The following is a 13689-nucleotide window of genomic DNA, read 5'->3' as shown; positions in this document are numbered from 1 at the left end:
AACTTGGCGGCGAGACTCCAATGGACAAACTGATTATTACTGGCGGCGCTCGCCTTGACGGCGAGATCCGCATTTCGGGCGCGAAGAACGCGGCCCTGCCGATTCTGGCGGCGACCCTGCTGGCTGACGGCCCGGTCACCGTGGGCAACCTGCCACACTTGCACGACATCACCACCATGATCGAGCTGTTCGGCCGCATGGGCATTGAGCCTGTGATCGACGAAAAGCTGGCGGTGGAAATCGACCCCCGTACCATCAAGACCCTGGTCGCGCCTTACGAGCTGGTCAAGACCATGCGCGCCTCGATCCTGGTGCTTGGTCCGATGGTTGCTCGTTTCGGCGAGGCCGAAGTGGCCCTGCCAGGCGGTTGCGCCATTGGTTCGCGACCGGTCGACCTGCACATCCGCGGCCTTGAGGCCATGGGTGCAAAGATTGAAGTCGAAGGCGGCTATATCAAGGCCAAGGCTCCTGAGGGCGGCCTGCGCGGTGCGCACTTCTTCTTCGATACCGTCAGCGTGACCGGTACCGAAAACATCATGATGGCTGCTGCCCTGGCCAAGGGCCGCAGCGTGCTGCAAAACGCCGCACGCGAGCCAGAAGTGGTCGACCTGGCCAACTTCATCAATGCCATGGGCGGCAACGTGCAAGGTGCTGGTACCGACACCATCACCATCGATGGCGTCGAGCGTTTGCACTCGGCCAGCTACCGAGTCATGCCCGACCGTATCGAGACCGGTACTTACCTGGTTGCCGCTGCCGTGACTGGTGGCCGCGTCAAGGTCAAGGACACCGACCCGACCATCCTTGAAGCCGTGCTGGAAAAGCTCAAGGAAGCGGGTGCCGACCTGACCACCGGCGAGGACTGGATCGAGCTGAACATGCATGGCAAACGGCCAAAAGCCGTCAACCTTCGTACCGCTCCGTACCCGGCGTTCCCGACCGACATGCAGGCACAGTTCATCTCGCTCAACGCCATTGCCGAAGGCACCGGCGCGGTCATCGAGACGATCTTCGAGAACCGCTTCATGCACGTGTACGAAATGCACCGCATGGGCGCGCATATCCAGGTCGAGGGCAACACCGCCATCGTCACGGGCGTGCCGGCACTCAAGGGTGCACCGGTCATGGCCACTGATCTGCGTGCTTCCGCCAGCCTGGTGCTGTCGGCGCTGGTCGCTGAAGGCGATACCTTGATCGACCGCATCTACCACATCGACCGTGGTTACGAGTGCATCGAAGAGAAACTGCAGATGCTGGGTGCGAAGATCCGTCGCGTACCGGGCTAATGCTCGTCGGCGCAAGGATGCGCCCATTGAATTGAACACGGCCGGGTCGATGACCGGGTCGGTTGTAGCCGCTTAAGGACCGACGTTCCAATGTTGACCATCGCGCTTTCCAAAGGCCGCATCCTCGACGATACCCTGCCATTGCTGGCCGAGGCCGGTATCGTGCCGACCGAGAATCCGGACAAGAGCCGCAAGCTGATCATTCCAACCACCCAGGACGACGTGCGTCTGCTGATCGTGCGAGCCACCGACGTGCCGACTTATGTCGAGCATGGTGCCGCCGACCTCGGTGTGGCGGGCAAGGACGTGCTGATGGAGTACGGCGGCCAGGGCTTGTATGAGCCGCTGGACCTGCAGATCGCCCGCTGCAAGCTTATGACCGCAGGCGTGGTCGGTGCTCCCGAGCCCAAGGGTCGCCTGCGCGTTGCAACCAAGTTCGTCAACGTAGCCAAGCGCTACTATGCCGAGCAAGGCCGTCAGGTCGACATCATCAAACTGTACGGTTCGATGGAGCTGGCACCGCTGATCAACCTCGCCGACAAGATCATCGACGTGGTCGACACCGGCAACACCCTGCGCGCCAATGGCCTGGAGCCCCAGGACCTGATCGCCACGATCAGCTCGCGCCTGGTGGTCAACAAGGCGTCCATGAAGATGCAGCATGCCCGCATCCAGAGCCTGATCGACACCCTGCGTCAAGCTGTCGAATCGCGACACCGCGGCTGACTCGAACGCGCGACCTCTGCTGTCGCGCCCGTCTATCCGCGTCATAGCCACTTTTCTCGGGTGCCCGCGCGGATGGACTGGTAGCCTAGGGCGCCTGAGCATTCGCTAATAATCGAGGCCCTCGCCATGACCGTGTCCACTGCAATCGCCCGTCTCAACGCCGCTGATCCGGATTTCGCCCGACATCTGGATCATCTGCTGAGCTGGGAAAGTGTGTCCGATGACGCGGTCAACCAGCGCGTGCTCGACATCATCAAGGCCGTGCGCGAGCGCGGCGATGCGGCGCTGGTGGAATTCACCCAGCGTTTCGATGGTGTAGGTGCCACGTCCATCAACGACCTGATCCTTGGGCGTGAACGCCTGGAACTGGCCCTGACCCGCATCACCGACGCCCAGCGCACAGCCCTGGAGAAGGCCGCCGAGCGCGTGCGTATCTACCACGAACGGCAGAAGCAGGACTCCTGGCAGTACACCGAGGCCGACGGTACCGTATTGGGCCAGAAGGTTACGCCGCTCGATCGCGCCGGCTTGTATGTACCTGGCGGTAAAGCGTCTTATCCGTCGTCGGTACTGATGAACGCCATCCCGGCCAAGGTAGCGGGCGTGGCTGAAGTGGTCATGGTGGTGCCTACGCCGCGCGGTGAAGTCAACGAGCTGGTCTTGGCTGCAGCCTGCATTGCAGGCGTCGACCGTGTGTTCACCGTGGGTGGTGCCCAGGCGGTCGCGGCCCTGGCATATGGCACCGAGAGCGTGCCGCAGGTAGACAAGATCGTCGGCCCAGGCAACATCTACGTGGCCACCGCCAAGCGCCATGTGTTTGGCCAGGTCGGTATCGACATGATTGCCGGCCCTTCGGAAATCCTCGTGGTGTGCGACGGCCAGACGGACCCCGACTGGATCGCCATGGACCTGTTCTCGCAGGCCGAGCACGATGAAGATGCCCAGGCCATCCTGGTCAGCCCGGATGCCGAATTCCTCGACCGTGTGGCTGCCAGCATCGACAAGCTGATGCCAACCATGGAGCGCGCCGAGATCATCGAGAAGTCGATCAATGGCCGTGGCGCATTGATACAGGTGCGCGACATGCAGCAAGCCATCGAAGTGGCCAATCGCATTGCCCCCGAACACCTGGAGCTGTCGGTCGCCGATCCGCAGGCCTGGCTGGGACAGATCCGTCACGCCGGCGCGATCTTCATGGGCCGTCACACCAGCGAAGCGCTCGGCGACTACTGCGCCGGTCCCAACCATGTACTGCCGACTTCCGGTACCGCGCGCTTCTCGTCGCCACTGGGTGTTTATGACTTCCAGAAGCGTTCGTCGATCATCTTCTGCTCCGAGCAGGGCGCATCCGAGCTGGGCCACACCGCCTCGGTCCTGGCCCGTGGCGAATCGCTGACCGCCCACGCCCGTAGCGCCGAATACCGTATCCTGACCCAAGACAAGGGGAACTGAGCATGAGTCGATTCTGGAGCCCCTTCGTCAAGGACCTGGTGCCTTACGTCCCCGGCGAGCAGCCCAAGCTGGCCCGGTTGGTCAAGCTCAATACCAACGAAAACCCCTATGGCCCGTCGCCCAAGGCGCTGGAGGCCATGCGCGGCGAGCTGAACGACAACCTGCGGCTGTACCCGGACCCCAATGGTGACCGGCTCAAGCAGGCGGTAGCCGAGTATTACGGCGTAACCACTGGGCAGGTGTTCGTAGGCAACGGCTCGGACGAGGTGCTGGCGCACATTTTCCACGGCCTGTTCCAGCACGGCGGCCCGCTGTTGTTCCCGGACATCAGCTACAGCTTTTACCCGGTGTACTGTGGCCTCTATGGCATCCCGTTCGAGCCTGTGGCGCTGGATGAACAGTTCCAGATCCGTGTCGAGGACTACCAGAAGCCTAACGCCGGGATCATCTTCCCCAACCCGAATGCGCCGACCGGTTGCCTGTTGCCGCTGCAGGCAATCGAGCAGTTGTTGCAGGCCAACCGCGACTCGGTGGTAGTGGTCGATGAAGCCTATATCGACTTTGGTGGCCAGACGGCTATCAGCCTGGTGGACCGCTACGACAACCTGCTGGTGACCCAGACCCTATCGAAGTCGCGCTCGCTGGCGGGCTTGCGGGTTGGCCTGGCGGTAGGGCACCCGGACCTCATCGAGGCGCTGGAGCGGATCAAGAACAGCTTCAACTCGTATCCGCTGGACCGTATGGCGATCGTCGGCGCCGCTGCGGCGTTCGAGGACCAGGCGTACTTCGAAGCCACCTGCCGCAAGGTGATCGACAGCCGTGAAGCACTGGTGGAGCAGTTGACTGCCAAGGGTTTCGAGGTGCTGCCATCGGCGGCCAACTTCATCTTCGCCCGCCACCCGCAGGAGGATGCGGCGCAGCTGGCGGCGCGTTTGCGTGAGCAAGGTGTAATTGTGCGCCACTTCAAGCAACAGCGGATTGCCCAGTTCCTGCGTATCACCATCGGTACACCAGAAATGAACCAGGCGCTGATTGATGCGCTGAGCTGATAATCAGTGGGGCCGCATAGCGGCCCCACTGATTTGGTTGGCGCGCTGATTTGATCTGCCATCCACGCTGACTTAACATACGCAAATTCGTCGGATGATTGGTTGATTAGGCATGGGCAGTGAATTGGCCAAGCGATCTTTGGTAGAGCTCGCTGTGGAGCGCATGCGCGAGCGCATCCTCCAGGGTGACTGGCGGGTAGGGCAGCGCCTGCCCACCGAGCCGGAGCTGGCCCTGGAGTTGGGCATCAGCCGCAATACCGTGCGTGAGGCCATGCGCGTGCTGGCCTTCAGCGGCCTGGTGGAAATCCGCCAGGGCGACGGCAGTTACCTGCGTACTTGCCAGGACCCGCTGCAGGCTGTACTGGCAATGTCCCGCTGCACGCTGGAACAGGCGAGGGAAACGCGGCACATCCTCGAAACCGAGGCGATAGGCTTGGCAGCACTGCGGCGTACCGATGACGACTTGCGTGCCCTGCGCATCGCGCTAAAGGGCAGCGCCGAGCATTTTCATGGTGATGTGGATGCTTATGTCAGTTGCGACCTGGCGTTTCACCAACGCCTGATCGACGCTGCACACAACCCGGCGCTTAGCGAGTTGTACCGCTATTTCTCGGGTGTCGTGGCTGCCGCGCTGCAGCACAACATGGCCACTGTTCCGCGCTGCCAGGCCACCTTCGATCTGCATGGTCAGATCCTCGACGCCATCGAACAACGCGATGCGGAGCGGGCCAAGTGCCTGAGCCGCACCCTCATCGAATCCTGACCACGAGAAGGCCATGGCTGAACCAATGACCCGTGACACACCTGCCCGCGAGCGCGAGCTGGATGAACTGCTGATTGATGCCGAAGCCGATGATGCGCAAGTGCAGGACCAGCCTGTGATGCTGCAGCGGCCTTGGTTGCTGTTGCTGGGCCTGGTACTGGTCGCCCTGAACCTGCGCCCGGCGCTGTCGAGCATGGCCCCGGTACTTGGCCTGGTCAGTGAAAGCCTGGGCCTTAGTGCCTCTCAGGCTGGGCTGCTGACGACCTTGCCAGTGCTCTGTCTTGGGCTGTTTGCGCCGCTTGCGCCGCTGCTTGCGCGGCGCTGGGGTAGCGAGAGGGTGATCCTCGGCATCTTGCTGACGCTGGCGCTAGGCATCGTTCTACGCAGTGCGATGGGTACAACCGGGGTATTTCTTGGCAGCATCATGGCCGGTGCCAGCATTGGCATCATCGGTGTGCTGTTGCCTGGCATCGTCAAGCGTGATTTTCCCAAGCATGCCGGCACCTTGACGGGTGTCTACACCATGGCCCTTTGCCTAGGCGCAGCCATGGCGGCAGGCGCCACGGTACCGTTGACCGAGCATTTGCACGGCAGCTGGGCCTTGGGCCTGGGTTTCTGGATGATCCCTGCACTGCTGGCCATGCTGGTCTGGTTGCCCCAGGCGCGCCAGGGGCATGGCCTGCACAAGGTGGCTTACCGAGTGAGAGGGCTGTGGCGCGATCCGCTGGCCTGGCAGGTGACCTTGTACATGGGGTTGCAGTCATCGCTGGCCTATATCGTGTTCGGCTGGTTGCCGTCGATCCTCATCGGCCGTGGTCTGAGCCCGACCGAAGCGGGCCTGGTGCTCTCCGGCTCGGTGATCGTGCAACTGGTCAGCTCGCTGAGTGCACCCTGGCTGGCCACGCGGGGCAAAGACCAGCGGCTGGCAATCGTGCTGGTCATGCTCATTACCCTGGCCGGCCTGTTCGGCTGCCTGTATGCGCCGCTGTCTGGCCTGTGGGGCTGGGCGGTGCTGTTAGGCCTGGGGCAAGGCGGTACTTTTGCCTTGGCGCTGACGTTGATCGTGCTGCGTTCCAAAGACGCCCACGTGGCGGCCAACCTGTCGAGCATGGCCCAGGGCGTGGGTTACACCCTTGCCTCCATGGGCCCCTTTGCGGTGGGCTTGGTACATGACATGACGGGCGGCTGGGCCGCAGTGGGCTGGATCTTTGCCGTATTGGGTGTGGGGGCCATCGTGTTCGGCCTTGGGGCAGGGCGGGCGCGGCATGTCAAAGTGAGTAGCGAAAGGCTCTGAAGTCTGCACTGATCCAGCCGGCATTCATGTTGCAAATGGGCATGGCATTGCCGGTGCCCACAGATTATCGTGCAGCTTTCCATTCCCAGGACGGGCCTGCCCATGAGCGACGCCAACCGTGACCTGATCACCCGCTTCTATCAGGCTTTCCAGCGTCTGGACGCCGAAGCGATGGTGGCTTGCTACAGCGAAGACATCGTCTTCAGTGACCCGGTTTTCGGTACCCTGCGCGGCCGTGATGCCGGTGACATGTGGCGTATGCTCACCACCCGGGCCAAGGATTTCTCCCTGACGTTCGACCAGGTCCATGCAGACGAGCGCAGCGCCTGTGCACATTGGGTGGCGACCTACCTGTTCAGCCAGACCGGCCGTACCGTGGTCAACGATATCCAGGCGCGCTTCGTCATCCGCGACGGGTTGATCTGCCAGCATGACGACAGCTTCGACCTGTGGCGTTGGTCGCGTCAGGCGTTGGGTGCACCCGGTGTGTTGCTGGGGTGGTCGCCCATGCTGCAGAACAAGGTGCGCCAGCAGGCGTTCAAAGGGCTGCGTGCGTTCCAGCAGGCGAACTGAGCGGTTAAGCTGTCGGCTTTGCAGCCAGGCACAAGCATCGTGAGCGACGTATCCGAGAACCCCATCTGCAAACCTTGGTATGTCTACCTGGTGAGGGCTGCCAATGGTTCGCTGTACTGCGGCATCAGTGATGATCCGCAGCGGCGTTTCGTAGCGCATCAGAAAGGGCAGGGGGCGCGGTATTTCAAGACCAGCCCGGCGCAGGCGCTGGTCTACGTCGAGCAATGGCCGGACAAGGGCGAGGCATTGCGCCAGGAGCGCCTGGTGAAGAAGTTGCGCAAGGCTGCGAAGGAGGCTTTGGTCGCCTCCTATACCAGCGGTTGATCAGTCCTTGCGACGCTTTAGCTGGTCTACCAGTTGCGTCGGCAGGCCTTTGATGATCAGTGTGCCCGCCACCTCGTCATACTCCACCTTGTCCCCCAGCAGGTGCGCTTCGAAGCTGATCGACAGGCCTTCGGCGCGCCCGGTGAAGCGGCGGAACTGGTTCAGGGTACGTTTGTCCGCCGGTATCTCGGGCGACAGGCCGTAATCCTTGTTGCGGATGTGGTCGTAGAAGGCTTTAGGCCGGTCTTCGTCGATCAGGCTGGACAGCTCTTCCAAGGTTACCGGCTCGCCCAGTTTGGTCTGGGTGGTAGCGTAGTCGACCAGGGTCTGGGTCTTTTCGCGTGCGGCTTCTTCTGGCAGGTCCTCGCTTTCAACGAAGTCGCTGAAGGCTTTGAGCAGGGTGCGGGTTTCGCCTGGGCCGTCGACGCCTTCCTGGCAGCCGATGAAGTCGCGGAAGTAATCCGAAACCTTCTTGCCATTCTTGCCCTTGATGAACGAGATGTACTGCTTGGAGTTCTGGTTGTTCTTCCACTCCGACAGGTTGATACGTGCCGCCAGGTGCAACTGGCCGAGGTCCAGGTGACGCGAGGGCGTCACATCCAGTTCGGCGTTCACCGCCACGCCTTCGCTGTGGTGCAGCAGAGCGATGGCCAGGTAGTCGGTCATGCCTTGCTGGTAGTGGGCGAAAAGGATGTGGCCGCCGGTGGAAAGGTTGGATTCTTCCATCAGCTTTTGCAGATGCTCGACGGCAACGCGGCTGAAGGCGGCAAAGTCCTTTTCCTGTTCCAGGTACTGCTTTAGCCAGCCGCTCAGCGGGTAGGCGCCGGATTCGCCGTGGAAGAAGCCCCAGGCTTTGCCCTGCTTGGCGTTGTAGCTGTCGTTAAGGTCGGCCAGCAGGTTTTCGATAGCGTCCGATGCGCCCAGCTCGGTATCCCGTGCATGCAGCACGGCGGGGCTGCCATCGGGCTTCTTGTCGATCAGGTGAACGATGCAATGACGGATTGGCATGGAATTCTCGGTCAGTCGTGGGCGGCCAGGCGCCGCGCTGCAAAAGTTGTGAAGTTTACCCCAGACGACAGGTGATGCAGTGGCCGGATGTTGGCAGAAATGCCGGTTGTTGTTTTTTTGTTCAATTTTTTGCGAATTTGGCTAAAACCCCCGAAAAACCTGCACTAAATTGAAGCGGGCAGCGGATATTTATCCATTCCTGTGGTAGCTTTGCGCGGTCTTGCGCACCTCGGGTGGCGCATTGCTGGCAGCGCGCTTGCTCCGTGTCGAACCAAACGCCGATTTACGCATCTACATGCCCGATTGGCGCGGCCCTCCAGACTTCAGGGGCTGGCCCGATAACGTCGTAGAGCGCTGCATAACCACTGAATTTGATAGGGAAGGAACACCACCATGGCATTGACCAAAGACCAACTGATTGCCGATATCGCCGAGTCGATCGCTCAGCCGAAAGCCACCGCCAAAAACGCTCTGGAGCAACTGGGCCAGATCGTTGCCGACCAGCTGGAAAACGGCGCTGAAATCACCCTGCCAGGCATCGGCAAGCTGAAAGTCTCCGAGCGTCCTGCCCGTACCGGCCGCAACCCTTCGACTGGCGCTGCCATCGAAATCGCTGCCAAGAAAGTCGTCAAATTCGTGCCGGCCAAGTCGCTGACCGACGCTATCAACAAGTAATTCGTTGATGCATTGACCAAACCGCGCCCGGCTTGCCCGGGCGCGGTTTTTTCATGCCTGTGATTTGCGTCGCTCGTTCCAGGCCTGCCGTTGGCTATGGTCGTGGAAGCTCCACGCGACCATACGGCTCTGTTTCTGCCCCTGGCCCATCTCAACGATACGTACGGCCTTGACGCCGGCTTTTTTCAGCGCCGCTTCGATGCCGGGCAGGTTGCTGGCCTTGGACACCAGGCTGGTGAACCACAACACCTGTACAGCGTACTGTAGGCTTTCGCCAACCAGCTGGCTGACGAAGCGGATCTCGCCACCTTCACACCACAGCTCGTTGTTCTGCCCGCCGAAGTTGAGCACGGGCAGCTTGCGCTTGGGGTCCTGTTTGCCGAGGTTCTTCCACTTGCGCTGGCTGCCACGGGTGGCTTCCTCGCGTGAGGCGTGGAAGGGCGGGTTGCACAAGGTCAGGTCGAAGCGTTCGTCTTCCTCGAGCAGGCCGCCGAGAATGAGTTTGGCGTTGTTCTGCTGGCGTAGTGCGATGGCTTTGCTCAGGCCATTGGCCTGAACGATTGCCTTGGCCGAGGCTAGTGCCACCGGGTCGATGTCCGAGCCGAGGAAGCGCCAGCGGTAATCGCAGTGGCCGAGCAGCGGGTAGATGCAGTTGGCGCCCACGCCAATGTCCAGGGCGCGCACCTGAGCGCCTTTGGGCACTTCGCCAGCGTTATCCTCGGCCAACAGGTCGGCGGCTACGTGGATGTAGTCGGCGCGGCCGGGTATCGGCGGGCACAGGTAATCTGCGGGAATGTCCCAGTGCTGGATGCCGTACTGGGCCTTGAGCAAGGCGCGGTTGAACACCCGCACGGCTTCGGGGTTGGCGAAATCGATGCTGGGTTTACCGTGGGGGTTAGTGATGGTGAAGCGAGCCAGGTCCGGGTGGGCCTTGATCAGGCTGGGGAAGTCGTAGCGCCCCTGATGGCGGTTGCGCGGGTGCAGGGTGGGTTTCTGGGTCATGCTTGAATCCAAATGGGCATCGCTGGCCTGGGGCCGCTGCGCGGCCCTTTCGCGACACAAGGCCGCTCCTACAGGATAGCGGTGCCGTTGAATCCGGCATCAAATCTGTAGGAGCGGCCTTGTGTCGCGATCGGGGGCTTAGCCCCCGCCGGTCAGTCAGCGATGTAACTGTTACAGCGCAGCGATCCGCGCATGCTGCTCGGTGAAGTTGGCCAGGGCCTGCTCGGACTCGGCCAGCTTGGCGCGTTCCTTCTCGATCACCGCAGGCGGTGCCTTGTCGACGAAGGCGGCGTTCGACAGCTTGCCGCCGACGCGTTGCACTTCACCTTGCAGGCGCTGGATTTCCTTGTTCAGGCGAGCCAGCTCGGCGTCCTTGTCGATCAGGCCGGCCATCGGCACCAGCACCTGCAGATCGCCCACCAGTGCGGTGGCCGAAAGCGGCGCTTCGTCGGCCTCGCCGAGCACGGTGAACGACTCGACCTTGGCCAGCTTCTTGAGCAGGGCTTCGTTTTCCTGCAGGCGGCGCTGGTCGTCGGCGTTGGCGTTCTTCAGGAACAGTGGCAGGGGCTTGCCCGGGCCGATGTTCATTTCGGCGCGGATGTTACGCAGGCCTACCATCAGTTCCTTGAGCCATTCGATATCGCCTTCGGCGGCGGCATCGATGCGGCTTTCGTTGGCCACTGGCCACGGCTGGAGCATGATGGTCTTGCCGTCGATGCCTGCCAGCGGCGCGATGCGCTGCCAGATTTCTTCGGTGATGAACGGCATGAACGGATGAGCCAGGCGCAGCGCCACTTCCAGCACGCGCACCAAGGTGCGGCGGGTGCCGCGGGCGCGCTCTACCGGAGCGTTTTCGTCCCACAGTACCGGCTTGGACAGCTCCAGGTACCAGTCGCAGTACTGGTTCCAGATGAACTCGTACAGGGCCTGGCTGGCTAGGTCGAAACGGAACTGCTCGAGCTGGCGGGTTACTTCGGCTTCGGTGCGTTGTAGCTGCGAGATGATCCAGCGGTCGGCCAGCGACAGCTCGTAGGCTTCGCCGTTCTGGCCGCAGTCCTCGCCTTTGTCCAGCACATAGCGGGCGGCGTTCCAGATCTTGTTGCAGAAGTTGCGATAGCCTTCGACGCGGCCCATGTCGAACTTGATGTCGCGGCCAGTGGAGGCCAGCGAGCAGAAGGTGAAGCGCAGGGCGTCGGTGCCGTAGCTGGCAATGCCTTCCGGGAACTCGGCCTTGGTCTGCTTGGCGATCTTCTCGGCCAGCTTGGGCTGCATCATGCCGCTGGTGCGTTTTTCCAGCAGGGCGTCCAGGGTGATGCCGTCAACGATGTCCAGCGGGTCAAGCACGTTGCCCTTGGACTTGGACATCTTCTGGCCCTGGCCGTCACGTACCAGGCCGTGCACATACACGGTCTTGAACGGAACCTGCGGGGTGCCATCCTCGTTCTTGATCAGGTGCATGGTCAGCATGATCATCCGGGCAACCCAGAAGAAGATGATGTCAAAGCCTGTGACCAGCACGTCGGTGGAGTGGAATTTCTTGAGGAATTCGGTCTGCTCCGGCCAGCCGAGGGTGGAGAAGGTCCACAGCCCCGAGCTGAACCAGGTGTCGAGCACGTCGTCGTCCTGGCGCAAGACCACGTCGGCGCCCAGGTTGTGCTTGGCGCGCACTTCGGCTTCGTTGCGGCCGACATAGACCTGGCCGGCCTCGTCGTACCAGGCCGGGATCCGGTGGCCCCACCACAGCTGACGGCTGATGCACCAATCCTGGATGTCGCGCATCCAGGAGAAGTACATGTTTTCGTACTGCTTGGGCACGAACTGGATGCGGCCATCTTCAACGGCAGCAATCGCAGGCTCGGCCAGCGGTTTGGTGGAGACGTACCACTGGTCGGTCAGCCATGGCTCGATGATGGTGCCGGAGCGGTCGCCCTTCGGTACTTTCAAAGCGTGGTCGTCGATGCTGACCAGCAGCCCCTGAGCGTCCAGGTCGGCGACGATCTGCTTGCGCGCGACGAACCGGTCGAGGCCGGCGTACTGGGCGGGCAGGCGGGTGTCGGCTTGCTCATTGACGCTGCCATCGAGGTTGAATGCCTGGGCGGCGGGCAGCACCAAGGCGTTCTTGTCGAAGATGTTGAGCAGCGGCAGGTTGTGGCGCTTGCCCACTTCATAGTCATTGAAGTCATGTGCCGGGGTGATCTTCACGCAGCCGGTACCGAACTCGGGGTCGCAGTAGTCATCGGCGATGATCGGGATGCGACGGCCGACCAGTGGCAACTCGACGAACTTGCCGATCAGTGCCTGGTAGCGCTCATCGTTCGGGTTGACCGCTACCGCAGCGTCACCCAGCAGGGTTTCCGGGCGGGTGGTGGCAACCACCAGGTAATCCTGGCCGTCGGCAGTTCTGGCACCGTCGGCCAGCGGGTAGCGTAGGTTCCACAGGTGGCCCTTCTCGTCATGGTTTTCCACTTCGAGGTCGGAGATGGCCGTGTGCAGCTTGGTGTCCCAGTTGACCAGGCGCTTGCCACGGTAGATCAGGCCGTCTTCGTGCAGGCGCACGAAGGCTTCCTTGACCGCTTCGGACAAGCCGTCATCCATGGTGAAGCGTTCGCGGCTCCAGTCTACCGACGAGCCCAGGCGACGGATCTGCCGGCTGATGTTGCCGCCAGACTGCTCTTTCCATTCCCAGACCTTGTCCAGGAAGGCGTCACGGCCGAGGTCGTGACGGTTCTGGCCCTTGGCTTCGAGCTGGCGCTCGACCAGCATCTGGGTGGCGATACCGGCGTGGTCGGTACCCGGCTGCCACAGGGTGTCGCGGCCCTGCATGCGACGGAAACGGATCAGGGCGTCCATGATCGCGTTGTTGAAACCGTGGCCCATGTGCAGGCTACCCGTCACGTTCGGTGGCGGGATCATGATGGTGTAGGACTCACCTGCACCTTGTGGAGCGAAATAGTTTTCGGACTCCCAGGTGTTGTACCAGGAAGTTTCGATGGCGTGCGGCTGGTAGGTCTTATCCATGCGCGGCGGGACCCTGTGCATTTATTCGGGAAAGCCGGGAAGTATAACGGAGCTGCGAGCTTCAAGCGACAAGCTGCAAGACCTATGGACACTCTTGGCGGGGTAAACCCGCAAAGAGTGCGCCGCGATTGTCAAGGCTTATTCAGAACGCTTGATCAGCCGCTCGATGCGTGCATCGAGCCGGCGCTTGATCTCGGTTTCGATATGCGGGGTGAAGTCGTTGATCACGTCCTGCATGATCAGCTGGGCGGCGGCGCGGAGCTCGGCTTCCAGGTGCAGCAGTGTGTCCTGGCGGCGGGTCTGCGGGTCTTCTTCGGGTTCTGCTTCGGCTGGTGCTGCAGCCGGTTCAGGTGCTGGCAGGGTGTTGCCGGCCGGGGTGTCGAGCAGCAGCGGAATCTGTTCCACCGTCTCGGTGAGCAGTGGTGGTTGCAGGTCGGCGTCGCCCAGCAGCTGGCGGATCGACTCAAGGTCGTCAAGCAGATGGGCGGAATCGGGTAGGGCGGAAGGCTTGTCCATCGT

13 protein-coding genes are annotated in these 13689 nt (G+C 62.0%); 9 read left to right on the top strand and 4 right to left on the bottom strand.

The window, feature by feature from the left end; all coding sequences use genetic code 11:
• Positions 1–20 precede the first annotated feature (20 nt).
• The 8 genes from murA to JET17_RS21580 all read left to right on the top strand — a co-directional run bounded on the left by murA (position 21) and on the right by JET17_RS21580 (position 7467).
• Positions 21–1286: a UDP-N-acetylglucosamine 1-carboxyvinyltransferase gene (murA, locus tag JET17_RS21615; protein WP_012316064.1), complete on the top strand. Its 1266-nt coding sequence runs from the start codon at positions 21–23 to the stop codon at positions 1284–1286.
• Between the two features lie 90 nt (positions 1287–1376).
• Positions 1377–2012, top strand: a complete 636-nt coding sequence (hisG, locus tag JET17_RS21610; RefSeq protein ID WP_012316063.1) for an ATP phosphoribosyltransferase — start codon at positions 1377–1379, stop codon at positions 2010–2012.
• A 126-nt stretch (positions 2013–2138) separates the two neighbouring features.
• Positions 2139–3464, top strand: coding sequence for a histidinol dehydrogenase (gene hisD, locus JET17_RS21605; RefSeq protein WP_012316062.1), 1326 nt, complete (start codon positions 2139–2141; stop codon positions 3462–3464).
• Between the two features lie 2 nt (positions 3465–3466).
• The gene (gene hisC, locus JET17_RS21600) at positions 3467–4513 is read left to right on the top strand and encodes a histidinol-phosphate transaminase (RefSeq protein ID WP_012316061.1); all 1047 of its coding nucleotides are present in this window, start codon (positions 3467–3469) and stop codon (positions 4511–4513) included.
• Positions 4514–4625: 112 nt separating this feature from the next.
• A complete protein-coding gene (locus tag JET17_RS21595; RefSeq protein WP_012316060.1) occupies positions 4626–5276 on the top strand; it encodes a FadR/GntR family transcriptional regulator in 651 nt (216 codons plus the stop codon).
• A gap of 13 nt (positions 5277–5289) precedes the next feature.
• A complete protein-coding gene (locus tag JET17_RS21590; protein ID WP_012316059.1) occupies positions 5290–6570 on the top strand; it encodes a CynX/NimT family MFS transporter in 1281 nt (426 codons plus the stop codon).
• Positions 6571–6672: 102 nt separating this feature from the next.
• Positions 6673–7143: a nuclear transport factor 2 family protein gene (locus JET17_RS21585; protein ID WP_012316058.1), complete on the top strand. Its 471-nt coding sequence runs from the start codon at positions 6673–6675 to the stop codon at positions 7141–7143.
• Positions 7144–7179: 36 nt separating this feature from the next.
• Positions 7180–7467 (top strand): GIY-YIG nuclease family protein, encoded by a 288-nt coding sequence (locus JET17_RS21580; protein ID WP_150105156.1) that lies wholly within the window; start codon positions 7180–7182, stop codon positions 7465–7467.
• Here the strand turns inward: JET17_RS21580 and yejK are convergent, their stop codons facing one another.
• Positions 7468–8475: a nucleoid-associated protein YejK gene (yejK, locus tag JET17_RS21575; protein WP_012316056.1), complete on the bottom strand. Its 1008-nt coding sequence runs from the start codon at positions 8473–8475 to the stop codon at positions 7468–7470.
• Positions 8476–8868: 393 nt separating this feature from the next.
• On the opposite strand from yejK, the gene JET17_RS21570 reads away from it, so the two are divergent.
• Entirely contained in the window at positions 8869–9150 is a 282-nt protein-coding gene (locus JET17_RS21570; RefSeq protein WP_012316055.1) for an HU family DNA-binding protein, read from the top strand.
• A 51-nt stretch (positions 9151–9201) separates the two neighbouring features.
• Here the strand turns inward: JET17_RS21570 and rlmF are convergent, their stop codons facing one another.
• The 3 genes from rlmF to JET17_RS21555 form a co-directional block, all read right to left on the bottom strand.
• Complete coding sequence (rlmF, locus tag JET17_RS21565) at positions 9202–10152, bottom strand: 23S rRNA (adenine(1618)-N(6))-methyltransferase RlmF (RefSeq protein ID WP_012316054.1); 951 nt, start codon at positions 10150–10152, stop codon at positions 9202–9204.
• A gap of 171 nt (positions 10153–10323) precedes the next feature.
• Positions 10324–13170, bottom strand: a complete 2847-nt coding sequence (locus JET17_RS21560; protein WP_012316053.1) for a valine--tRNA ligase — start codon at positions 13168–13170, stop codon at positions 10324–10326.
• 138 nt (positions 13171–13308) lie between these two features.
• Positions 13309–13686, bottom strand: a complete 378-nt coding sequence (locus JET17_RS21555; RefSeq protein WP_012316052.1) for a hypothetical protein — start codon at positions 13684–13686, stop codon at positions 13309–13311.
• Positions 13687–13689 lie beyond the last annotated feature (3 nt).

The organism is Pseudomonas putida (genome assembly GCF_016406145.1).
In the GTDB taxonomy this organism is placed as follows: domain Bacteria; phylum Pseudomonadota; class Gammaproteobacteria; order Pseudomonadales; family Pseudomonadaceae; genus Aquipseudomonas; species Aquipseudomonas putida_E.
This window is presented reverse-complemented; position numbering and strand designations above follow the sequence as displayed.

Bases quoted from the DNA above. Each gene is read 5' to 3' on its own strand.
- murA (WP_012316064.1), top strand. From the start codon at position 21: ATGGACAAACTGATTATTACTGGCGGCGCTCGCCTTGACGGCGAGATC.
- hisG (WP_012316063.1), top strand. From the start codon at position 1,377: ATGTTGACCATCGCGCTTTCCAAAGGCCGCATCCTCGACGATACCCTG.
- hisD (WP_012316062.1), top strand. From the start codon at position 2,139: ATGACCGTGTCCACTGCAATCGCCCGTCTCAACGCCGCTGATCCGGAT.
- hisC (WP_012316061.1), top strand. From the start codon at position 3,467: ATGAGTCGATTCTGGAGCCCCTTCGTCAAGGACCTGGTGCCTTACGTC.
- JET17_RS21595 (WP_012316060.1), top strand. From the start codon at position 4,626: ATGGGCAGTGAATTGGCCAAGCGATCTTTGGTAGAGCTCGCTGTGGAG.
- JET17_RS21590 (WP_012316059.1), top strand. From the start codon at position 5,290: ATGGCTGAACCAATGACCCGTGACACACCTGCCCGCGAGCGCGAGCTG.
- JET17_RS21585 (WP_012316058.1), top strand. From the start codon at position 6,673: ATGAGCGACGCCAACCGTGACCTGATCACCCGCTTCTATCAGGCTTTC.
- yejK (WP_012316056.1), bottom strand. From the start codon at position 8,475: ATGCCAATCCGTCATTGCATCGTTCACCTGATCGACAAGAAGCCCGAT.
- JET17_RS21570 (WP_012316055.1), top strand. From the start codon at position 8,869: ATGGCATTGACCAAAGACCAACTGATTGCCGATATCGCCGAGTCGATC.
- rlmF (WP_012316054.1), bottom strand. From the start codon at position 10,152: ATGACCCAGAAACCCACCCTGCACCCGCGCAACCGCCATCAGGGGCGC.
- JET17_RS21560 (WP_012316053.1), bottom strand. From the start codon at position 13,170: ATGGATAAGACCTACCAGCCGCACGCCATCGAAACTTCCTGGTACAAC.
- JET17_RS21555 (WP_012316052.1), bottom strand. From the start codon at position 13,686: ATGGACAAGCCTTCCGCCCTACCCGATTCCGCCCATCTGCTTGACGAC.